At 67.1% G+C, this 20,125-nt stretch carries 21 protein-coding genes; 7 read left to right on the top strand and 14 right to left on the bottom strand.

Features of this window, described 5'->3' with window-relative positions; genetic code table 11:
* Positions 1–8: 8 nt before the first annotated feature.
* The 6 genes from C7C57_RS06515 to C7C57_RS06490 all read right to left on the bottom strand — a co-directional run bounded on the left by C7C57_RS06515 (position 9) and on the right by C7C57_RS06490 (position 4,387).
* Positions 9–1,007, bottom strand: a complete 999-nt coding sequence (locus tag C7C57_RS06515; protein ID WP_187978016.1) for an Fpg/Nei family DNA glycosylase — start codon at positions 1,005–1,007, stop codon at positions 9–11.
* Positions 1,008–1,013: 6 nt separating this feature from the next.
* Positions 1,014–1,517: a ribose-5-phosphate isomerase gene (locus C7C57_RS06510; protein ID WP_030148811.1), complete on the bottom strand. Its 504-nt coding sequence runs from the start codon at positions 1,515–1,517 to the stop codon at positions 1,014–1,016.
* A 16-nt stretch (positions 1,518–1,533) separates the two neighbouring features.
* Entirely contained in the window at positions 1,534–2,136 is a 603-nt protein-coding gene (locus C7C57_RS06505) for a DsbA family protein (protein ID WP_156027525.1), read from the bottom strand.
* Between the two features lie 80 nt (positions 2,137–2,216).
* On the bottom strand, positions 2,217–2,738 hold the full coding sequence (locus C7C57_RS06500; RefSeq protein ID WP_187978015.1) for a hypothetical protein: 522 nt from the start codon (positions 2,736–2,738) through the stop codon (positions 2,217–2,219).
* Between the two features lie 225 nt (positions 2,739–2,963).
* A complete protein-coding gene (locus C7C57_RS06495; protein ID WP_187978014.1) occupies positions 2,964–4,010 on the bottom strand; it encodes a DUF1648 domain-containing protein in 1,047 nt (348 codons plus the stop codon).
* Positions 4,007–4,387, bottom strand: a complete 381-nt coding sequence (locus C7C57_RS06490; RefSeq protein ID WP_187978013.1) for a GntR family transcriptional regulator — start codon at positions 4,385–4,387, stop codon at positions 4,007–4,009. The genes C7C57_RS06495 and C7C57_RS06490 overlap by 4 nt, the downstream gene beginning before the upstream one ends.
* 159 nt (positions 4,388–4,546) lie before the next feature.
* Here C7C57_RS06490 and pepN point away from each other — a divergent pair, with 159 nt between their 5' ends.
* The 3 genes from pepN to C7C57_RS06475 all read left to right on the top strand — a co-directional run bounded on the left by pepN (position 4,547) and on the right by C7C57_RS06475 (position 8,788).
* On the top strand, positions 4,547–7,096 hold the full coding sequence (pepN, locus tag C7C57_RS06485; RefSeq protein WP_187978012.1) for an aminopeptidase N: 2,550 nt from the start codon (positions 4,547–4,549) through the stop codon (positions 7,094–7,096).
* Positions 7,097–7,193: 97 nt separating this feature from the next.
* Complete coding sequence (locus C7C57_RS06480) at positions 7,194–8,312, top strand: mechanosensitive ion channel family protein (RefSeq protein ID WP_187978011.1); 1,119 nt, start codon at positions 7,194–7,196, stop codon at positions 8,310–8,312.
* A gap of 59 nt (positions 8,313–8,371) precedes the next feature.
* Positions 8,372–8,788, top strand: coding sequence for a globin (locus C7C57_RS06475; RefSeq protein ID WP_051701547.1), 417 nt, complete (start codon positions 8,372–8,374; stop codon positions 8,786–8,788).
* Between the two features lie 2 nt (positions 8,789–8,790).
* On the opposite strand, the gene C7C57_RS06470 is transcribed toward C7C57_RS06475, so the two are convergent.
* The 3 genes from C7C57_RS06470 to C7C57_RS06460 form a co-directional block, all read right to left on the bottom strand.
* On the bottom strand, positions 8,791–9,339 hold the full coding sequence (locus C7C57_RS06470; RefSeq protein ID WP_187978010.1) for a GNAT family N-acetyltransferase: 549 nt from the start codon (positions 9,337–9,339) through the stop codon (positions 8,791–8,793).
* Entirely contained in the window at positions 9,336–9,899 is a 564-nt protein-coding gene (locus C7C57_RS06465; protein ID WP_187978009.1) for a GNAT family N-acetyltransferase, read from the bottom strand. The genes C7C57_RS06470 and C7C57_RS06465 overlap by 4 nt, the downstream gene beginning before the upstream one ends.
* A 92-nt stretch (positions 9,900–9,991) precedes the next feature.
* Positions 9,992–10,669 (bottom strand): hypothetical protein, encoded by a 678-nt coding sequence (locus tag C7C57_RS06460; RefSeq protein WP_187978008.1) that lies wholly within the window; start codon positions 10,667–10,669, stop codon positions 9,992–9,994.
* 97 nt (positions 10,670–10,766) lie between these two features.
* Between C7C57_RS06460 and C7C57_RS06455 the strand changes: the two genes are divergently transcribed.
* On the top strand, positions 10,767–11,639 hold the full coding sequence (locus C7C57_RS06455; protein ID WP_187978007.1) for an acyl-CoA thioesterase II: 873 nt from the start codon (positions 10,767–10,769) through the stop codon (positions 11,637–11,639).
* A gap of 51 nt (positions 11,640–11,690) precedes the next feature.
* Here the strand turns inward: C7C57_RS06455 and C7C57_RS06450 are convergent, their stop codons facing one another.
* From C7C57_RS06450 to msrA, 4 genes are all read right to left on the bottom strand, one after another.
* Positions 11,691–12,161, bottom strand: coding sequence for a thioesterase family protein (locus C7C57_RS06450; RefSeq protein WP_187978006.1), 471 nt, complete (start codon positions 12,159–12,161; stop codon positions 11,691–11,693).
* Between the two features lie 73 nt (positions 12,162–12,234).
* Positions 12,235–13,917 (bottom strand): energy-dependent translational throttle protein EttA, encoded by a 1,683-nt coding sequence (gene ettA / locus C7C57_RS06445; protein ID WP_030148798.1) that lies wholly within the window; start codon positions 13,915–13,917, stop codon positions 12,235–12,237.
* A 103-nt stretch (positions 13,918–14,020) separates the two neighbouring features.
* A complete protein-coding gene (locus tag C7C57_RS06440; RefSeq protein WP_255505793.1) occupies positions 14,021–14,470 on the bottom strand; it encodes a hypothetical protein in 450 nt (149 codons plus the stop codon).
* 299 nt (positions 14,471–14,769) lie between these two features.
* On the bottom strand, positions 14,770–15,297 hold the full coding sequence (gene msrA / locus C7C57_RS06435) for a peptide-methionine (S)-S-oxide reductase MsrA (RefSeq protein ID WP_030148796.1): 528 nt from the start codon (positions 15,295–15,297) through the stop codon (positions 14,770–14,772).
* 167 nt (positions 15,298–15,464) lie between these two features.
* Between msrA and C7C57_RS06430 the strand changes: the two genes are divergently transcribed.
* From C7C57_RS06430 to C7C57_RS06420, 3 genes are all read left to right on the top strand, one after another.
* The gene (locus tag C7C57_RS06430; protein WP_187978004.1) at positions 15,465–15,701 is read left to right on the top strand and encodes a hypothetical protein; all 237 of its coding nucleotides are present in this window, start codon (positions 15,465–15,467) and stop codon (positions 15,699–15,701) included.
* A 175-nt stretch (positions 15,702–15,876) separates the two neighbouring features.
* Positions 15,877–16,554 carry a hypothetical protein gene (locus C7C57_RS06425; protein ID WP_187978003.1) on the top strand — a complete coding sequence of 226 codons (678 nt, stop codon included), beginning with the start codon at positions 15,877–15,879 and terminating at the stop codon, positions 16,552–16,554.
* Positions 16,555–16,599: 45 nt separating this feature from the next.
* Positions 16,600–19,293, top strand: a complete 2,694-nt coding sequence (locus C7C57_RS06420) for a tetratricopeptide repeat protein (RefSeq protein WP_187978002.1) — start codon at positions 16,600–16,602, stop codon at positions 19,291–19,293.
* Here C7C57_RS06420 and nadE read toward each other — a convergent pair.
* On the bottom strand, positions 19,290–20,117 hold the full coding sequence (gene nadE, locus C7C57_RS06415; RefSeq protein ID WP_187978001.1) for an ammonia-dependent NAD(+) synthetase: 828 nt from the start codon (positions 20,115–20,117) through the stop codon (positions 19,290–19,292). The two genes, C7C57_RS06420 and nadE, sit on opposite strands and share 4 nt — an antisense overlap.
* Positions 20,118–20,125 lie beyond the last annotated feature (8 nt).

Genomic DNA, 20,125 nt, shown 5'->3' with positions numbered 1-20,125 from the left:
TTTTGCGTCTAGAGCTGGCAGCCGGGGCACCAGTAGAGCTTGCGGGCCTGCATCACCTCGAGGGCGATGTTTGTTCCGCAGCGTCGGCAGGGCAGACCGGCCCGGCGGTAGACCCAGTGCCGGTCGGCGAGGTTTCCCATCGCCGCCACATAGGCCTCGGGATCCAGATCGTCCATGGTCATCATCTGACCGGTTTCCACGCCGATCCGCAGCAGCACACCCCAGTCGCGCCAGAGCCCGCGCACCACCTCCTCGGGAACCTGCTTGCCCGGGGTATGCGGGTTCAGCGCGGCGCGGAAGAGCATCTCGGCACGGTACACGTTGCCGATCCCGGCCACCACCGACTGGTCCATCAGCAGCTGCCCGATGGCCACCTGCCGCTTGCGTACGGCGGCCACAAACTTCTCCTCGGCCGCGACCGAGTCATCGGTCAGCGGATCCGGACCCAGGGAGTCGATCTTCGCCTGGACCGCGTCCGGAGTCATGACCTCACACGCGGTCGGGCCGCGCAGGTCGGCGACCGCGGTCTCGGTGAGGAGGCGCAGGCGCACCTGGCCCACCGGTTCCGGTGGGAACGTCTCGTCCTCGGCCCCGGCCAGCGCCTTGGTCTGCTCGGACATGCGCATCCGGGCGTTGCGCGGGGCGCCGATCGAGGCGATCGAGTCCTCCCCGCCGCGATCGATCAGCAGTCCGGGATCCAGCGCGGTTCCACGCTGGTTGGTCTGCCCCATCCGCCCCGATGCGCTGGCAATCGTGGGATCGGTGGAGATGCTCCCGGCAAAATCCCACGCCCCGTAAAGCCCGAGGTGCACCCGCAGCCAGAGGTCCCCATCAAACTCGGCAAACATCTGCTTTCCGACCGCGTTGACGCGCAGCAGTTCGTGACCGCTGAGCACCTCGGCACCCTCGGCAAAGCGCCCCTGCGGGCTCGATGCGAACACCGGGGTATTCAGAAAGTTGCGTTCAAACTGCCGCGCGATGCGGTGTACTGAGTGTCCCTCGGGCACGGTCGACTAGCCGCGCGAAACCGGGCGCTCGACACCCTTACCGGCGATATCACCGGTGGTCTCATACTCGGCCAGCTGCGCAATGCGGCGCACGTGACGCTCATCCTGCGAGAAGGGCTCGGCGATGAAGGCCTCGACAAAGGCCAGCACCTCGGACTCCTCGTGCTGGCGGGCACCGATCGAGATGACGTTGGCGTCGTTGTGATCGCGAGCCAGGGTGGCGGTGGAGTGGTTCCACACCAGCGCGGCGCGCACACCCTCAACCTTGTTGGCGGCGATGGCCTCACCGTTGCCGGATCCGCCAAACACCACACCGAGCGCCTGAACGCCGGCACGCTGGTCGGCCACGGTCGCGGCGGCCGCGTTGATGCAGAAGGCCGGGTAGTCATCCAGGGCATCGTAGGAGGTGGGACCGTGGTCCACCACCTCGTGGCCCAGGCTCACCAGGTGGTCCTGCAGCGCGCGACTAAATTCGAGGCCGGCGTGATCGGTGGCGACGTGAATACGCATGATTCGTGAAAATCCTTTAGTTGAAGATGGGGCCGACGGTGCGCGAGCGCTTGAGCTCAAAGAAGCCCGGGTACGAGGATACCGCGAGCACTCCGTCCCAGAGGCGCAGGGCTTCCTCACCGGCGGGGGCCGGGGAGATGACCGGACCGAAGAAGGCGGTGCCGTTGACGGCGATAATCGGGGTGCCCACATCCTGACCCACCAGCGCGATTCCGCTGCCGTGGCTCTCGCGCAGCGCGACATCGTGAGCCTCGGAGTCGGCGAGGGCTGCCAGACCGGCATCCAGGCCCACCTCGGCGAGCGCCTCGGCGATGATCGCATCCTGATCGGTGCGTCCACCCGGGTGAATCCGGGTACCCAGGGCGTCGTACAGCGGCTTGATGTGCTCGGGGCCGACCTCCTCGGCCACGCCGGTCACCAGGCGGTTGTATCGCAGCACCTTGGCCAGGCCTGCGCGACGCTCATCGGTGAGGTCGGCGTTGTTCTCGTTGAGCACGGCGAGGCTCATCGGGTGCCAGGTGACGTTCAGCTCACGCTGCGCGGACACATTATCGACCCAGCGGGAGGTCATCCAGGCCCAGGGGCACGACGGGTCAAACCAGAAATCTACGGTATCCATGTCCCTATTCAATCGCATTCCCGAACGCCACGCATGCGCAATCTGCAAGGCTGGGAATTTGCGCAGTAGCAAAGGGGAATTTAGGCGGATTCAACCCGCGCCGCACGCAGCGTGGGGATGATCCGGCGCACCCGTGCCGCGCTCACGCTGGCGACGATGCACCAGAGCGCCCCGGCGATCAGGATCGGAAGCACCGAATTCGCCCAGGTTTGACCCTCAAGGTTTTGCTGCATCACCGTGATCGAGAGCAGGATGACCACCCCGGCCCCGGCGATGGCCGTGCCGATCCCCTGCTGCACGGCAATCGTGTTGGCCGGAGTGCCACCGCGAATCACCCAGAACGCCGGAACCGCGATTATCAGCGTAATCAGCAGGGCAAACAGCAGCGGAAACAGGATCGTCCAGCCCAGCGGAATGGTGCTGGTAGCCTCGCCCGTGATCATCGACCACTGCGACACCACCTGCGCGGGCAACCGCGGGGACCAGAGGGCCAGCACCACGGAACCGATCAGCCCGGGAATCATCGGTGGTACCAAAAACAAGAGTCGAGCCCGGGTGCGCACACGCGATCCGGTCGGGGTGGCTGCATCCTCTGCACTCATCACGGGCTCCTTGCTCGGCGGGTGCTCCGAGCCTACCGGGAATACACCGGTGGCGAGAAGGGGGTTCAATCGCCACCGGTGCGGATGATCTCGGCCTGCAGGTGGCACGAATCATCGGGGTGAACCCGATTGTCACAGGTGGGTGTCGGGTTCCCCCTCACCGTAGTCCTCGGGTCTGCGCCGAGCATGGGCCGCGTCGCATAATGTCGCATTGACCGCGCAGGGCTAGTCCGCGGCAGATGCTGGCCGCTCGCCTCGCTGCACCAGGGTGTTGAGCAGAGCCGCGGGAGTCTGCGGATCGGCCAGGGTGATCACCAGGCGCCGCCCGTCCCGCCGCTCTACCTCGAGGGCGGAGCCGGAACGCAGGATAATCCCCAGCCGTCTGTTTGCGCCCACGCGCCATCCCCATCCGCCGAAGTCGGCGACCGGGTTGACCTCCACCACGTGCGCGCCCACGATCTCGTCGAGTGGAATCTCCACCCGAGGCCAGCCGAGGGTCGCGTGCGCGCGGAAACCCGCCCGATCGGCCCGCAACCGCCACGAGAACATCGAGAGGACCGAGACCAGCACCACCACGATGACCGCGGTGATGATCGCGGCGACCGGGTTGAATTCGGAATCCACCAGCAGCTGCCAGAGCAGCAGCGTGATCAGGCCGAGCAGGACCACTCCGAGGACCACCCGCATCAGGGTGCCGATGGAGGCGGAGGCGATCCACACCGCACGGGCATCGGCGGGGAGGTCCAGGGTCGGGGCGTTCGTCTCGCTCTCGGGCGTCGCGACGTCGGCGGGAAGCGCACGCCGGATGAGGATGGTTCCGAACACGCTGAGCACTACCCAGGCGACGGCCACCACATAAAATGGAATCAGCACCGACGGATCATCCTGGCCCGGTCCCGTGCGTTGACGGATCACGGTCGCGGGAAGCAGGGTGGCCAGGAGCCCACCAAACAGGCAGGAAAAACCCGAGAGCAGGGCGATGCCCAGGCGTCCACCGCGCGCGGCACGGGGAAGCAGAATCAGCAGGCCCAGAAGCAGCGCGACCCCGAGTATCGGGAGTCCCACCACCACGGGGAGCCAGGCGGCCGAGGTCCAGCCATTTGCTTCGCCGGCGAGACCCCAGTGGGTGATCACCTCGGCGGGCAGGTCATCGCGCCAGGCGCGAATCAGCCCCGCCGCGGCGAGACCGGCCAGGGCGGGAAGGATCAGGGCAAACAGTGCCACCAGCCGGGTCTGGGCCGCGGTGCGAGTGGGGGTGACGGTGAGGTTCATCGGGGGCCTTCCTGGGTGGTCTGGGTGGATGATAAGCGGGCGCGAACAAGCGAGATAAGGGTGTCGGGGCCGATTCTGGCGGCGCTCGCGGCGCCGATCAGGGCGTCCAGCGCCGCCGTCACCTCGGCCAGGTCTCGGCTGGGCGCGGTGATGACGGCGCCGCGGCCACGGCGCAGATCGAGCAGCCCCTCCTCACGCAGAGCCTGGTACGCACGCAGCACCGTGTGCACGTTCAGGTCGAGGGAGCCGGCGAGTTCGCGGGCACTGGGCAGGCGCTCGCCGTGCGCAATGCTCCCGTCTAGGATGCCCGCGCGTACGCTCGCCGCAAGCTGCTCATAGAGCGTGACCGGCGATTGTGGGTCTACCGTCAGAAACATTCAACCTCCACTTGTTCTACTTCAACTAGAACAATACCCGGCGTGTCTTTCCTCCACAAGTCGTCACACACCGCGGGCTTTCCACAACCCCGGTATTCCGGGCCGATCACGCGGTACGCTGAATGCTGGACACAATCCCATCCACTGCAAGGAGTGAAATTGCCCGGAGAAAACCTGACCCGGACCGAGGCCGCCGAGCGCGCCTCCATCGTCTCGGTCGAGTCCTACGACATCAACATTGACCTCACCACCGGTGACGAGGTCTTCCGCACCGTGAGCACCGTGACGTTCACCGCGACCCCGGGCAGCTCGACCTTCATCGACGCCGTGACCCGCACCGTGCACTCGGTCACCCTGAACGGCACCGCGCTGGACGTGGCCGCCATCAACGATGACAGCCGCATCGCGCTGGCCGGCCTGGCCGAGCACAACGTGCTGGTGGTCGACGCCGACCACGCCTACACCAACACCGGTCAGGGCCTGCACCGCTTTGTGGACCCCGCCGACAACGAGGTCTACCTCTACAGCCAGTTCGAGGTTCCCGACTCCCGCCAGGTCTATGCGGTCTTCGAGCAGCCCGACCTCAAGGCGGCCTTCACCTTCACCGTGACCGCTCCGCTGGCCTGGCAGGTCATCTCCAACTCCCCCACCCCCGAGCCGGTAGACAACGGCAACGGTTCGGGCACCTGGAGCTTTGAGCCCACCCCGCGCATCTCCTCCTACATCACCGCCCTGGTGGCCGGTCCGTACCAGGTCTGGCGCTCGGAACTCACCTCGAGCGATGGCCGCGTGATCCCGCTGGGTGTCTTCGCCCGTGCATCGATGGCCGAGTACATGGACGCCGACTACATCTTCGACAAGACCCGCGAGGGCTTCACCTTCTTCGAAGACAAGTTCGACGTGCCCTACCCCTTCGCCAAGTATGACCAGATGTTTGTGCCCGAGTACAACATGGGCGCCATGGAGAACGCCGGTGCGGTGACCTTCACCGAGACCTACGTGTTCCGCTCCAAGGTCACCGACGCCATCAAGGAGCGTCGCGTGGTCACCGTGCTGCACGAGCTGGCCCACATGTGGTTCGGAGACCTCGTGACCATGCGCTGGTGGAACGACCTGTGGCTGAATGAGTCCTTCGCCGAGTGGGCATCGACCATCGCCACCGCCGAGGCCACCGAGTGGACCGAGGCCTGGACCACCTTCGCCGCCATGGAGAAGGCCTGGGCGTACCGTCAGGACCAGCTGCCCTCGACTCACCCGATCGTCGCCGAGATCAACGACCTCAACGACGTGCTGGTGAACTTCGACGGCATCACCTACGCCAAGGGTGGATCGGTGCTCAAGCAGCTCGCCGCCTGGGTCGGCATCGACGCGTTCTACGCCGGTGTCTCCGCGTACTTCAGGAAGCACGCCTTCGGCAACACCGTGCTGGCCGACCTGCTGGTCGAGCTGGAGAAGGCCTCGGGCCGCGACCTCTCCGAGTGGTCGACCCTGTGGCTCGAGACCGCCGGCGTCAACACGCTGCGTCCCGAGATCGAGGTTGACGAGGCCGGTGTGATCACCTCGTTTGCGATCCTGCAGAGCGCCGCGGCCGACTACCCCACCATCCGCCCGCACCGCCTGGCCATCGGGTTCTACAACCTGGTCGACGGCAAGCTGATCCGCGAGAACCGCCTGGAACTCGACGTGGATGGCGAGCGCACCGAGGTGGCCGAACTGATCGGTCGCACCCGTCCGGACCTCGTCCTGCTGAACGACGACGACCTGGCCTACGCCAAGATTCGTCTGGATGCCGCCTCCCTTGACGTTGCTACACAGCACCTCGCCGACATCAGCGACCCGCTGGCCCGTGCCCTGGTGTGGAGCAGCGCCTGGGACGCCACCCGCGATGCCGAGACCCCGGCCCGCGACTACGTCGACCTGGTGCTGAACCACATCGCCACCGAGACCGAGTCCACAACCCTGCGCACGACCCTGAACCAGCTGCTGCTCGCGGCCGAGGCCTATGTGGCCGAGGATATCCGCGAGGAGACCCTGGCCAAGGTGGGCGACGGCCTGCTGGCCCTGGCCCGCGGTGCCGAGGCCGGCAGCGATGCCCAGTTCCAGTTCGTGAAGTTCTTCGCCGCCGTCTCCAACACCGACGCCCACCTCGACGTGGTCGCCGCCCTACTGGACGGGAGCGAGACCCTCGCCGAGCTGACAGTGGACACCGACCTGCGTTGGGAGCTGCTGAGCGCCCTGGCAACCGGTGGTCGCGTGGGTGACGCCGAGATCGACGCGGCCCTGGCCGCCGACAACACCGCCGGTGGGGCCAAGGCCGCCGCTCAGGCTCGCGCCGCCCTGCCGGGTGCCGCCGCCAAGCAGCGCGCCTGGGACAGCGTGGTGGTAGACGATTCCGCCGCCAACGCCATCGTCTCGGCCACCACGCTGGGCTTCCAGCGCCTGCACGATGCCGCCGACCAGGAGCCCTTCCGGACCCTGTACTTCGACGTCATCGCCGACCTGTGGGAAAAGCGTGCCTACCACGTGGCCGAACCGCTGATCTCGGGCCTGTACCCGTCCGCGCTGATCGACACCGATCTGCGCGACGCCGCCCACGCCTGGCTCGCGGCCAACGCCGAGCGCCCCGCCGCACTGCGCCGGATCGTTCTCGAGGCCGTCGCCGGCACCGAGCGCGCCCTGGCGGCACGCGAGCGCGACGCTCAGCACTAATCTAACGCCGGTGAAACCGGCGGTCGCCACGCGCGACACCACCCGTTAGCGGCGGGCATCCAGGATCTCCCGGGTGCCCGCCGCTACACTTTCAGGCATGGCAACCACACCGGACACCCCCACCACCCCGGACGTCGTCGTACAGAACATCTGGGACACCATCGGCGCCTTCATGTTGAGCCCGCTGGGCAAGCTCGTGCAGGTAGCACTGATCATCGCGGGCGCCATCATCGCATCGTGGATTCTGCGCCTGTTCATTCGCCGGGTAGTCAGCCAGATCGTTAACGGCGTCAAAAAGAATCAAGGGGCCGAGGACACGCAGGCGCTGAGCGTGTCCCCGCTCGCCGCGGTCCGCCTGGTCCAGCGTACCCGCACCCTGGGCACCGTGATGAGCAACATCGTCAACGTGGTCGTGGTGATTATCGCGATCGTGATGATCGTCAACGTGATCGATGACAAACTCATCGGATCGCTCTCCCTCCTCACTGCGGCCCTCGGTGCCGGCCTCGGTTTTGGTGCCCAGAACATCGTCAAGGACGTCTTCAACGGCCTGTTCATGGTGATGGAGGATCAGCTGGGTGTGGGCGATGTGGTTGAACTCGGCGGCGCAACCACGCTGGCCACCGGCGTGGTCGAGCGGGTGGGAATCCGGGTCACCCAGATTCGCGACGTCAACGGCACGCTCTGGTTTGTGCGCAATGGTGAGGTCCTGCGAGTGGGAAACACCTCCCAGGGGTGGTCCCGCGTGATCGTGGACCTCGCGGTGCCCTACACCTCCGATGTGGTCCACGCCCAGGAACTGGCGCTCGAGACCGCAAACACCCTCGCCCACACGCCGAAATGGCGCTCGCGCATCATCGACCGTCCCGAGGTCTGGGGCATCGAGTCGGTGTCCGCCGACGCCCTGGTGGTGCGTGTGGTGGTCAAAACCCGCACCGCCGCCAAGGATGATGTCTCCCGCGAGCTGCGCACCCGCCTGTTCCAGGACTTCCGCGAGCAGGAGGTGCCGCTCACCTCGCTCGAGGCCGTGGTCCTGTCCGGCTTCGACAGCGCGGGCAGCGTGCTCGGGGCCAAGCCCCCGCGCACCCGCCCGATCGGGACCGTCAATCAGAGCCTGACCAAGCCGCCGGCGGATGAGAAACCCGCCGCCAAGCGTGCGCCGCGACGCAAGTCCACCGGGGAAAACCCGACGGGACAGACCCCGCCCACCCAGTAGGCTGGAGGGGCACCCCGGTGCCCGGCCGAACGTGAGCCGGAGGATTGAGAAGGAGCGTTATGTCCACCCCCGAGGGCCAGTATCCCAAGAACCTGCTCGGTCGCACCGACTACGAGCGCTTCGGCGGCCGTCCGGCCTTCGAGATCCTGGTGAACGAGTTCTATCGTGGCATCGCCGACGATCCGATCCTGCGCCCGATGTACCCCGAGGAAGATCTGGGGCCGGCCACCGAGCGCATGCTGATGTTCCTGGAGCAGTACTGGGGCGGACCCACCACCTACTCCGAGCGGCGCGGACACCCCCGCCTGCGCATGCGCCACAACGCATTCAAGGTCAACCCCGCCGCCCGCGACCGCTGGCTGGTCCACATGCGCGCCGGGGTCGACAAGATGAACCTCTCCCCCGCCGATGACGCGATCCTCTGGGACTACCTCTCCCGCGCGGCCACCGCGATGGTCAACACGTTCGAGGAGTAGGGCTAGTCCTCCGCCAGGCGGGTATAGGTGTCCAGCGGCTCGGGTGAGCGGGCCCCGACCACCCTGCTCGCGGTGCGAATGAACCCGGATCGGCGAGCCAGCGCGGCCGAGGGTTCGTTTGCCGGGTCGATCCGCAGGTAGACCGAGTCCAGACCGCCCACCTCAAACGAATACTCAACGAGGGTGTCGAGCGCACGGCTAGCGATGCCGCGACCACGCAGCGGCGCGGCAAGCCAGTAGCCCAGTTCGGCGCTGCGGGCATCCGCATCCAGATCGACAATCCCAAACCATCCGCTCGCCCGGTCCTCGACGGAGTCCACCAGGGCGAGATAGCCTCCGCGGCCCGCGTCCCAGGAGGCGATCGAACGCCCTACTACCCGCTCCGCATCTGCCCGAGTATACGGGGTGGGAGCGGGAGTCCAGCGCTGAATCTCCGGATCCTGGCACGCCTCACAGACCGCCTCCACATCGGTGCCGAGCCACGGACGCAGCACCAGGCCACCGCCGACAACAAGGGTGGGCGCGGCCGTGGGGAACCCCGCGCTCGTCACGCGGATTCCGGACGCAGACGTGCGGCGAACAGGGAATAGGTGTCCATCGGCTCGGAGGTCCGGGCGTCGGCCACCGCGGTCTCGGTGAGTTCAAAGCCGGCGCGGCGAGCCACCGCTGCCGAGGCCAGGTTGAGCGGATCGATGCGCAGAAACACCTCGTCAAGCCCCACCAGGCCCAGCGCATACTCGCTGAGCGCGATCACCGCGGCGGTCGCATAGCCGTGGCCGCGTCGTCCCGCCCCGAGCCAGTACCCGATCTCGGCGGCTCGATGGTCGGCGCGGATGCTCACGAATCCGAAGGAGCCAAACGGCACGTCCTCCCGAGGATCCACCAGCGCCAGCGAACCGCCGGCACCCGAGGCCCAGTCGCTCGCGGTGATCTCCAGGAAAAACTCGGCATTTTCTCGCGTGTAGGGGGTGGGGATCGTGGTCCACCGCTGAACCTCGGGATCCTGGCACTCGGCCGTAATCACGTCCTCATCGCCGACTCGCCACGGGCGAAGCCGCAGGTCCTCGCGAATCGGAATCGTCGGGGCGCTGGGCGGCAGGGGAAGGTCCATCACCCTATTATCCGAGCAGGCTCGGCGACGAGCAAGGCTCGGGCGGATATGGAGCGCGGATTCGTCACGGCACTGGGCCGCCGAGGACGGCACTAGTTCACCAGCAGACCGCCGCCCGAGCGACGCACCAGGACGTGCCCGCGCAGGCTGGTAATTCGGGTCCAGGATCCGGAGGTGAAGATCGCGAGTTCCTCGGCGTCATCGGGCCCCAGGAAACCCAGCGCATCGGCGGCAAAGGCGACCCCGCCGGGCAGCCCCGGCGCGTCCTCAAGGTCGCGTCCCCAGACCCCCATGCGTACCCCGGCCACGATCGGATCCCCGGCATTGGCGGGCAGCGCGGCGGCGATTTCGGTGACTCCGGCGCGGGCACCGGCCCGGAGCACCCCCGCGCTCACGCTCCCGGTACGCTCCCATCCCCCACGCGGCGCGGCGATCCCCGACCAGGAGGCACGCACCTCGGCGGGGGGCAGGCGCACCTCGTGCAGGGCGGTCCCCAGCGCATCGAGCCGGGCCAGCCGTTCCAGGACCGAGGCGGGGGCCACCACGGTATCAAAGGAGGCGTCCTCGGCCAGCGCAAACGTGCGCAGCCCGAGGATGGTGGGTCCGCTGGACAGGATGCCCCGCGGGACCAGAACCGGGCTGGATACCGCGAGCACTCCCCCGGCACCCACCAGGCGCACGGCCTCCCGATCCACGCGTCCGGCGCGTTGCACAAACACGCTCAGATCGGATCGGGTCTCGGAATCGGCCAGGGTAAAGGAGGTATCCATCACACCTCTAAACTATCCGGGACGCCCCGGCATTCCCAACCCGCCGTCGCGAGGCGGCCTAAACTAGAGCCCGTAGGTTTCACCAACAAGGAGTTCTATGTCTGCCCCTCTCGAATCGCTGCTGCACGCGCTGGATCTGACCGATACCGGCGCCCGAACCAGCGAGGACATTTTCACCGGACCCTCGGAGTGGGCCCCCGGCGGACGCGTCTTTGGTGGACAGGTACTCGCGCAGTCGGTGGTGGCCGCCGCCCGCACCGTGGCGGATGACCGGTTTGTGCACTCGATGCACGGCTACTTCCTGCGGCCCGGCAACGTCGATCTGCCGATCACCTTCTCGGTGGACCGCATCCACGACGGTCGATCCTTCAGCACCCGGCGCACCCAGGCCTATCAGGATGGACGCCCGATCTTCTCGATGATCGCCTCCTTCCAGGACGAGGATCCGGGCCTCGAACATCAGGATGAGATGCCCGTCGGCATCCCCGACCCCGAGTCGTTGCCCAGCGCCGCCGATATGCTCGCCGGCATCGACAACCCGGTCGCCAAGCAGTGGGCCACCGGACGCGCCTTCGACATCCGGCACATCCCCACCCCCATCTACTTCCAGGTGCCCGAAAAGACCCCGCACCAGGCCGTCTGGATGCGCGTCCTGGGAGACATGCCGGATAACGACCTGCTGCACCGCGCCGCCATCGCCTATGCCAGCGACTACACGATCCTGGAGCCGATCCTGCGCGCCCACGGGATCCCCTGGGTCACCCCGGGGCTGAAGATTGCCAGCCTCGACCACGCGATGTGGTGGCACCGTCCGGCCCGCGCCGACGAGTGGCTGCTGTACGTCCAGGAGTCGATTTCGGCTCGCGGCGGCCGCGGCCTGTCCCGCGGCAAGATTTTTGACCGCGCCGGAAACCTCGTCGCCAGCATCGCCCAGGAGGGCATGGTTCGGGTTCCCGACGCGCGCGACTAAGCGTCACACGCAGAAACGGCCCCGACTGATCGGGGCCGTTTCCGGTTGTGGCTAGCGTTCGCGGAAGACCACCGGATCCTCCAGCAGCGGTGTCCACGCGTCCCGCTGTTCGGCGGGGACCCGCATCGGGCGGCCCGAGGCGGCGTCCACCAGCACCATCGTGGTCGAGGCGATCGCAAACACCGTGGCGTCCTCGGCGGCACCGTCCCGCACCTCGTAGTGCACCTCCATCGAGGCACCACCCAGACGCGCGATCCACAGGCGGATGATGATGGGCTTCTGACGGTAGGACAGCGGTGCCAGATACTCGATTCGCTGCGACCCGATCAGCGTCATGATGCCCGACCCGGCCTCGGCCGAGATGACCGCCAGGTCGGCGGGCAGATCGGATTCCCCGGGCTGCCGGGTCCAGAACACCCGCACGCGGGCCTCCTCCAGCAGGCGGAAAAACTCCACGTTATTGACGTGGTTATAGGCGTCCAGGTCTGACCAACGCAGGGGCAGCGGCACATCAATCTTCAAAACAGAACCTCCATCGGGGAATGAAAAACGGCGGCCTGGGCGGGTTTCCCCGCCGCAGACCGCCGAGAATCAGCTAGTCGCGGGTGAGCTTGCGGTACGAGGCACGCGAGGGCTTCGCGGCGTCGGGGCCGAGGCGCTCGATCTTGTTCTCCTCGTAGGATTCGAAGTTACCCTCGAACCAGTACCAGGAAGCCGGGTTCTCCTCGGTGCCCTCATACGCGAGAATGTGGGTCGCGATGCGGTCCAGGAACCACCGGTCGTGGGTGATGACCACGGCGCAACCGGGGAACTCCAGCAGCGCGTTCTCGAGGCTGGAGAGGGTTTCCACGTCGAGGTCGTTGGTGGGCTCATCGAGCAGCAGGAGGTTTCCCCCCTGCTTCAGGGTCAGCGCCAGGTTCAGACGGTTGCGCTCACCACCGGAGAGCACCCCTGCCTTCTTCTGCTGGTCCGGACCCTTGAATCCGAAGGTCGAGACGTAGGCACGCGAGGGGATCTCGACGTTGCCCACCTGGATGTAGTCGAGCCCGTCGGACACAACCTCCCACAGGGTCTTCTCCGGGTCGATGCCGCCACGGGACTGGTCAACGTAGCTCAGCTTGACGGTCTCGCCAACCTTGAGCTCGCCGCCATCCAGCGGCTCGATGCCCACGATGGTCTTGAACAGGGTGGTCTTACCCACACCGTTGGGGCCGATGATGCCCACGATGCCGTTACGCGGCAGCGAGAAGCTCAGATTGTCGATCAGGGTGCGGTCGCCGAAGCCCTTGTTCAGGTTCTTGGCCTCCAGCACAACCGAGCCCAGGCGCGGACCCGCGGGGATCTGGATCTCCTCGAAGTCCAACTTCCGGGTCCGCTCGGCCTCGGCCGCCATCTCCTCGTAGCGAGCCAGACGAGCCTTCGACTTGGTCTGACGACCCTTGGCGTTGGAGCGCACCCACTCGAGCTCCTCGGTCAGGCGCTTGGCGAGCTTGGCGTCCTTCTTGCCCTGGACCTGCAGACGCTCGGCCTTCTTCTCCAGGTAGGTCGAGTAGTTGCCCTCGTAGGGGTAGAGGCGACCGCGGTCGACCTCACAGATCCAGCCGGCCACGTGGTCGAGGAAGTAGCGGTCGTGGGTCACGGCCATGACCGCACCGGGGTACTTGGACAGGTGCTGCTCAAGCCACAGCACGCTCTCGGCGTCCAGGTGGTTGGTGGGCTCATCCAGCAGCAGCAGGTCGGGCTTCTGCAGCAGGAGCTTGCAGAGCGCAACGCGGCGCTTCTCACCACCGGAGAGGTTGGAGATCTCGGCGTCGCCGGGCGGGCAGCGCAGGGCGTCCATGGCCTGCTCCAGCTGGGAGTCGAGGTCCCAGGCGTCGGCGGCGTCGATGGCCTCCTGCAGCTTGCCCATCTCCTCCAGCAGCGCGTCGAAGTCGGCGTCGGGCTCGGCCATCTCGGCGGAGATCGCGTTGAAGCGGTCTACCTGAACCTTGATCTCGCCGAGGCCGTCCTGCACGTTCTGCAGCACGGTCTTGGTCTCATCCAGTTCGGGCTCCTGCATGAGGATGCCCACGGTGAAACCGGGGGTGAGCTTTGCGTCACCGTTGCTGGGGGTGTCGAGGCCCGCCATGATCTTCAGGATCGTGGACTTACCGGCACCGTTCGGACCAACCACACCAATCTTCGCTCCGGGGAGGAACGCCATGGTGACGTCGTCGAGAATAACCTTGTCGCCAACCGCCTTGCGGGCGCGGACCATCGAGTAAATGTATTCAGCCATATCGACACCAGTCTAGTGGTGATCGCCGCCCGCGTCAGCCCGAAACGACGGCGGGCCGCCGAGCATTCCTCACTTCCTCACCGACCGGTGAGAAATCGGCCACCTACCAGTCGATGGCGCGGGTCTTTCCGATCAGGCATCCACCATTGTCCAGCTTGGGCTGGACCGTGGAATGGTATCCATCCACCGTGGGGCCGAACTGGCCCACCAGGCACTGGTCCTTCCAGAGCACCGAGAATTCGATCGCATCCACCGGGCGACCCAGCGTGGTTTTATCCTCGGACACCTGCATCGCCGTCTTATCAAACCCGGCGGCGACCAGACCATCGATCAGGTCCTTCCCCACGGCCTCGGGCTTGGCGGACACGGTGGCGCGGTTCACCTGATCAAAGAAGGGCAGGTTCTCCTCGGCGGATCCATCGGGCTTGAGCTCGGCGGGCACCGCCGGGGCGTCGCTCGCCGAGGCACTCGCGGTCGAAGAGGGCTTGAGGCTCGGGGATGCTGTACATCCGGCCAGGGCGAGTGCGGCTGCCAGAACTACTCCAACACGCAAACTCCGGGTCATATTCACGGGGCCACCATCTCTCTCTTGGAAATCCTCACCACCCGCCGGGCAGTGTCCCGGCACGCGTGCCTCCGATTGTACGCAAGAACCATGAGGACGCGGGTGGACGCGGCCGCTACGGTGCGTTCGGTTGCTCCCGCGGAACCAGGTGTGTGCCGGATGGATGGGGAGCCCCGCGGGAGCAACCGTCTTCAGTCTTGACGGGGGCGGGGCGAAAAACCACGGCGCAGCCACGGTTGGGGATAACCCCACTCGTGGCCGCGCCTGGGGATAACCCCGAGGGGTCGCTAGGCGACGATGTACTCGGCGAAGCGGCGACGCACCTTGTTCACCTTGGGTACGGCCACGGCCAGGCAGTATCCCTGTCCGGGGTTCTTGGCAAAGAAGTCCTGGTGGTAGTCCTCGGCATCGAAGAACTCGCCCAGCGGCGAAATCTCGGTCACGACCTCGCCGTCCCAAATGTCCTCCGCCCGTTCCCGAGCGGCCTCGAATAGCTCGCGCTGGGCCTCATCGGTGTAGAACATCGCCGAGCGGTACTGGGTACCCACATCGTTGCCCTGGCGGTTGAGCTGACGCGGGTCGTGCAGGGTGAAGAAGGCGTCCAGGATGATGTCGGCCGGGATCACGCTCTCGTCAAACACCACCCGAACCACCTCGGCGTGGCCGGTGTGCCCGGTGCAGACGGCCTCGTAGCTGGGGTTGGGGGTGGTGCCACCGGTGTATCCGGATACAACCTCGCTGACGCCATCCAGGGTGCGATAGACCGCGTCCAGACACCAGAAGCATCCGCCGGCCAAAACAAAACTTGTGGTCATGATTTCAGTCCTTTCCCTGCGCGCCCGCGGGCACGTATCCTCTGCGACTATAACCCGCACCGGGGCCCACGCATTCCAGGCGTCATGCATTCACGGCCTTTCACCGGATTCGCCGGAACTCCTCGGGCGTGTCCACAATGTCGGAGGCCTTCCGTACCGTGATGGTCATGACAACTCCGACGCTCATCCAGACCCACGGTGGCCTGCGCCTGCACCCGGTACGCCCCGCCCTGTGGCGCGTCATCGCGCGCGATGACCGCATCGTGGGCCATCTTGAAGCCCGGGACACCCCCGAGGGCGAGGTGTTTGTGGCCAAGCGCTTCAGCACCCTCGCCGGCTCGTTCACCCCGCTGGGTGAGTTCTGGTCCGCGGATGACGCGGTCGACTGCCTGCGCTGCGCCTAGCAGTCCACGCGTCACGAGTCGCGCGCCTCGACCTACCCGCACGAGGCAGCGGGTGAGCAGCCGCACCTGCTGATCGGGCTCCGAAACGTGCCTGGGTGGGAAATTCCCGCAAAATTTCGCGACACGGCCGCCTCGGCACGGCCCGGGCGGCGAGATCGCGGGTAGGGTGCGAACTATGGACACCTGGCACGACTTTATCTCCTGGGTTGGCTCGGACGCAGCCCACCCGACCCTGTTCTCCGCCGCCGTCACCGCGGTCTCCATTCTGGTGTCGGTGATTGTCTCCGGCCTGATCGTGCGCGGAGCCATCCGTGCGCTGATTAATCGCCGCGACCGTGACGCGAAGACCGCGGCCATCGCGGCCCTGGTGGACGCCTCCACCGAGGCCGCCGTCTGGGCCTCGCTCACCCCGCAGGAGCAGGTCCTCGCCGACCGCGCCGTCGGTCAGGCCGACATCACCCTGCGCCTGCTCCCGGTCTACGGTTCGGCCCTGGCCGCCAACTGGTCCGCGCACCAGCTGGCCGAGCTTAAGCGCAACTCCTCCGCATTCGGATTCCAGCTGGACCCGGTGGTGGCCGAGTTCCGCGATCGCCTGATCGAGTGGCAGAACAAGCCGCGTCGCGCCAAGAAGGTCTTCGAGGAGGACCTGCTGCGCTGGCGTACCGACGTGACCGAGAGCCCGCGCGTCTCTCCCGCCTCCGATGCCTGGGTCGCCACCCCGCCGGTTTCCGAGGGTGCCGCCCTCGGTGCCGACACCCGAACCCAGCAGCTGATCGATGATGTCGCGGCCATCGACCCCTCGGCACGCGCCGCCGGTGCCGACCCCGAGCGCAACACCCCGCACCCGCTCTAACCCGCTCGGAGTAGGCTAGGCGCACATCCCCGCGAAAGGCCTCCGATGAGTTTTGATTCTCGAGAAGAACTCCTTCACCTGCTGCGCACCGAGGGAACCGGTCGCGCACTCGAGATTCTTGATGAACACATCGCGACCGCCTCGCTCGGCGAGGCCGGGTCGGCCGAGGCCACCCGCGCCCTCGCCGCCAAGGCCGCGCTGCTCTACATGATCGATCGGGACGGCGAGGCCGCCGATCTCTGGGCCCAGGTTTCGCGCCAGTGGAGCGTGCTGAACGGTTCCGACTCCGCCGAGGCTCTGGGTGCCCGGGTCGAATGGGTGCTGGCCACCGCCTTCTCGGGCGATCAGGACTCGGCACTGGCCGAGAGCACCCACCTGCTGACCGACATCGAGCGGGTGGCCGGCGAGGACGCCGTCGAGGCGTTTCGGGTGCGCGAGATTCGGGTGCGACTCACCGCCGATCTCAACCGCTATCCGCAGGCCCTGGACATGGCTCGTGATCTGCGTGATCGACGTCTCGCCGCCCTGGGTCCGCTCAACCCGGACACCGTGCGTTCGCACCGGATCGTGGCGGGGATTGCCAGCACCACCGGCGACTACGAGGCCGCCCTGGATGCCTACCGGGCGGCGCTGATCGCGCTCGAACAGGCCGATGGACCGCGGGCGGTAACCACCCTGGATGTCCGGGAGGACGTGGCATTCCTGCTGGGAATGCTGGGCCGCTATTCGGATGCCGAGATCGCCTATACGGACCTGCTGGATGATCTGCGCGACACCCCGCAGCCGGACCTGCTGGGCACGATCCTGCGGCGTCGCATCGTGATCACCGAACGCGGCGAGCAGGAGGGTGCCCTGCCCGAAAGCACGCTCGATGAGGTCTTCACCTCCTCGATCGAGCGCCTCGCCACCGAAGCGGCCGCCGACGATGAGGCCGTGATCCTGATGCGGCAGCGCTGGGCCGCCCGCCTGATCGACACCCTGCGTCACCCCCAGGCCCTCGAGCAGTATCGGCTCCTGGACGATCTCATCTCCCAGTCCGGAACCCCCGACGACATTCTCGAAAATCGCGACCGCATCGCCTTCACCCTGCGCACCATCGGGGCCACCGACGAGGCCATCGCCACGTTCCAGGCCGCGCTTGATATCCCCGAGATCTCCCCCGACTCTCGCGACGTGGTGCGCCGTCGCCTGGCCATGACCCTGACCGATGTGGGCCGGGACGAGGAGGCCATCGCGATCCTGCGCGAGCTGATCTCCCCCGAGGATCCCGCCAGCCAGAATGACCTGGCCGTGGCCTATATCCGCGCGGATCGCTACGTCGAGGCGCGACGCCTGCTGGAACCGCTGCGCGCCCAGGCCCTGGCCGAAAACACCCCGGCACATCGACGGGTGCTGGGAAATCTGGCGCTGATCGCCTGCGAGCTGGACCAGCATGAGAGTGCCCGCAACGAGTGGATCCATCTGCTGCGCAGCCAGATGGCCGACATCGAGGTGACCGATGAGGCCCGCCGCCAACGCACGGCCGATGCGGATCCGGACATTCTCACCACCCGACACAATCTGGCCCGGGAGCACGAACACCTGGGCGACTACGATCGCGCTATCGCCGAGTTTGATCGCCTGATCGAGGCCCGCACCCAGACCCTGGGACCCGACAGCGCCGAGACCCTCTCCTCGCGCAGCGCCCGCGCCTGGACGGCGTTCCGCGCCGGCCAGTTGGAGGATGCGGCGCGACGCTATCGCGAGCTCCTGGCCGACCGCACCCGGGTCTTCGGGGCCGACGATCCCCGCACCCTGGACACCGTGGACAGCCTGGCCGATGTCGAGCGTGCCCGCGGCAACACCGAGGCCTCGGCCGCGGTCCTCGCGGACTCGCTGGACGCGCTGGGTTCGGATTCGGCGGGCCTCTCGGGGGCCCGAGTATCGCTGCGCCGGGCCATCCTGCTGGCCGATCAGCGCCGATTTGCCGACGCCCTGGTGGCCTTCCGGCGGGCGGCCGACACGTTTAGTGAGGCCGCCGGACCCACCCATCCCGAAACCCTTCAGGCCAGGCGTGGGGTCGCCGACGCGGTGTTCCGGATCGGGTCCCCCGCCGAAGCGATCGCCGAGTATCGCGAGCTCCTGCCCTACCTGGATCCCGAGGCCGACCCGCTCGGATACTCGCTGCTGCAGGGCAGACTCGCCCAGGGCCTGTTCCAAAACGGGGACATCGAGCAGAGCATGATCGAGCAGCGGGCGGCCATCGATCGGGCCGGTGCCTTCGCCCCGGATTCCGCCGAGGCCCTGGGGCTGCGCTCCCGCCTCGGCCGACGGTTAACGATTCTCGGCCGGCACGAGGAGGCCGAGACGATCTATCGCGAGGTGGCACGGGACCGCGCGCGTGTGCTCGGTCCCACCCATCGCGACACCCTGGATTCGCGCAGCGATGTGGCCGAGGCCCTGCTCGCCCGCAAACGATACTGGGCCGCCAGCCGCGCGTTCAAGCCGCTGGTGCCGCTCATGCAGCGCGAGCTCGGATTTGATGATCGCGATACCCGGCGGGCCCAGGCCAAGCATGCCGAGGCGCTCAAGCCCGTGCTGCGACGGGTGTTCGGCGTGCTCATTCTGGCGGTGCTGCTGGCCGTGCTGGTGCTGGTTGCCCTGTTCCCGTGGGGGAACCTGGCGTCCGATGCGGGGATGACAACAGCCCCCGCGAGCGTACTCGCGGAGGCTGTCGGGGATGTGGGTTCCGGAACCTAGCCGGCCACCCACCAGGTGTCATCCGGGGTGACCGGAAGGGCCCGCTTATGGCGGGTCAGCAGGAAGCGGGCCTCGAGGGCGGCGGCCACATCGGCATCCACCTCGTGTCCCTCCAGGTAGTCGTCAATCTCCGCATAGCGCACGCCGAGACTGGACTCGTCGGTCTGGCCGGGGACCTCGTCCAGGAGGTCGGCCGTGGGGGCCTTTTCGTACAGGCGAGCCGGGGCGTCCAGCTCGCGCAGCAGGGCGGCACCCTGACGCTTGCTCAGGCCCGAGAGCGGCAGCACGTCGGCCCCGCCGTCACCAAACTTGGTATAGAAACCGGTGATGGCCTCGGCCGCGTGGTCGGTGCCCACCACCAGGTACCCATCGGCCCCGCCCACGGCGTACTGGGCGATCATGCGCACGCGCGCCTTGATATTGCCCTTGTTGAAGTCGGAGAGGGGCTCCTCGGTGCCCTCGCGGAAGGCCTCGGCCACGCCGTCCACTCCCGCGCGAATGTTCAGAATCACCGAGCGGTCCGGGCGGATGAACTCCAGCGCGAGCTGCGCGTCATCCTCATCGTGCTGCACCCCGTAGGGCAGGCGCATCGCGGTGAAACGAGCGTCCCCGCCCTCGGCCCGCAGCTTCTCCACGGCCAGCTGGGACAGACGTCCGGCGAGGGAGGAGTCCTGACCGCCGCTGATGCCGAGCACGAGGCCACGAGCCTTGGTGCTGCGCAGGTAGTTGGCTAGGAAATCCACCCGGCGGGTGATTTCTTCGGCCGGATCGATTGTGGGCCGAACCCCGAGTTCGGAGATGATCTGTTGCTGTAGCTCACTCATGTTTCTAA

It is taken from the genome of Mycetocola sp. JXN-3 (assembly GCF_014522285.1).
Lineage (GTDB): Bacteria > Actinomycetota > Actinomycetes > Actinomycetales > Microbacteriaceae > Mycetocola > Mycetocola saprophilus.
Note: the sequence above shows the minus strand (reverse complement) of the source record. Positions and strands in the feature narration are given on the sequence as shown.

Bases quoted from the DNA above. Each gene is read 5' to 3' on its own strand.
- C7C57_RS06460 (WP_187978008.1), bottom strand. From the start codon at position 10,669: ATGGATACCTCCTTTACCCTGGCCGATTCCGAGACCCGATCCGATCTG.
- nadE (WP_187978001.1), bottom strand. From the start codon at position 20,117: ATGAGTGAGCTACAGCAACAGATCATCTCCGAACTCGGGGTTCGGCCC.
- C7C57_RS06495 (WP_187978014.1), bottom strand. From the start codon at position 4,010: ATGAACCTCACCGTCACCCCCACTCGCACCGCGGCCCAGACCCGGCTG.
- C7C57_RS06490 (WP_187978013.1), bottom strand. From the start codon at position 4,387: ATGTTTCTGACGGTAGACCCACAATCGCCGGTCACGCTCTATGAGCAG.
- C7C57_RS06480 (WP_187978011.1), top strand. From the start codon at position 7,194: ATGGCAACCACACCGGACACCCCCACCACCCCGGACGTCGTCGTACAG.
- C7C57_RS06510 (WP_030148811.1), bottom strand. From the start codon at position 1,517: ATGCGTATTCACGTCGCCACCGATCACGCCGGCCTCGAATTTAGTCGC.
- C7C57_RS06430 (WP_187978004.1), top strand. From the start codon at position 15,465: ATGACAACTCCGACGCTCATCCAGACCCACGGTGGCCTGCGCCTGCAC.
- C7C57_RS06425 (WP_187978003.1), top strand. From the start codon at position 15,877: ATGGACACCTGGCACGACTTTATCTCCTGGGTTGGCTCGGACGCAGCC.
- C7C57_RS06475 (WP_051701547.1), top strand. From the start codon at position 8,372: ATGTCCACCCCCGAGGGCCAGTATCCCAAGAACCTGCTCGGTCGCACC.
- C7C57_RS06420 (WP_187978002.1), top strand. From the start codon at position 16,600: ATGAGTTTTGATTCTCGAGAAGAACTCCTTCACCTGCTGCGCACCGAG.
- C7C57_RS06500 (WP_187978015.1), bottom strand. From the start codon at position 2,738: ATGAGTGCAGAGGATGCAGCCACCCCGACCGGATCGCGTGTGCGCACC.
- C7C57_RS06465 (WP_187978009.1), bottom strand. From the start codon at position 9,899: ATGGACCTTCCCCTGCCGCCCAGCGCCCCGACGATTCCGATTCGCGAG.
- ettA (WP_030148798.1), bottom strand. From the start codon at position 13,917: ATGGCTGAATACATTTACTCGATGGTCCGCGCCCGCAAGGCGGTTGGC.
- C7C57_RS06455 (WP_187978007.1), top strand. From the start codon at position 10,767: ATGTCTGCCCCTCTCGAATCGCTGCTGCACGCGCTGGATCTGACCGAT.
- msrA (WP_030148796.1), bottom strand. From the start codon at position 15,297: ATGACCACAAGTTTTGTTTTGGCCGGCGGATGCTTCTGGTGTCTGGAC.
- C7C57_RS06505 (WP_156027525.1), bottom strand. From the start codon at position 2,136: ATGGATACCGTAGATTTCTGGTTTGACCCGTCGTGCCCCTGGGCCTGG.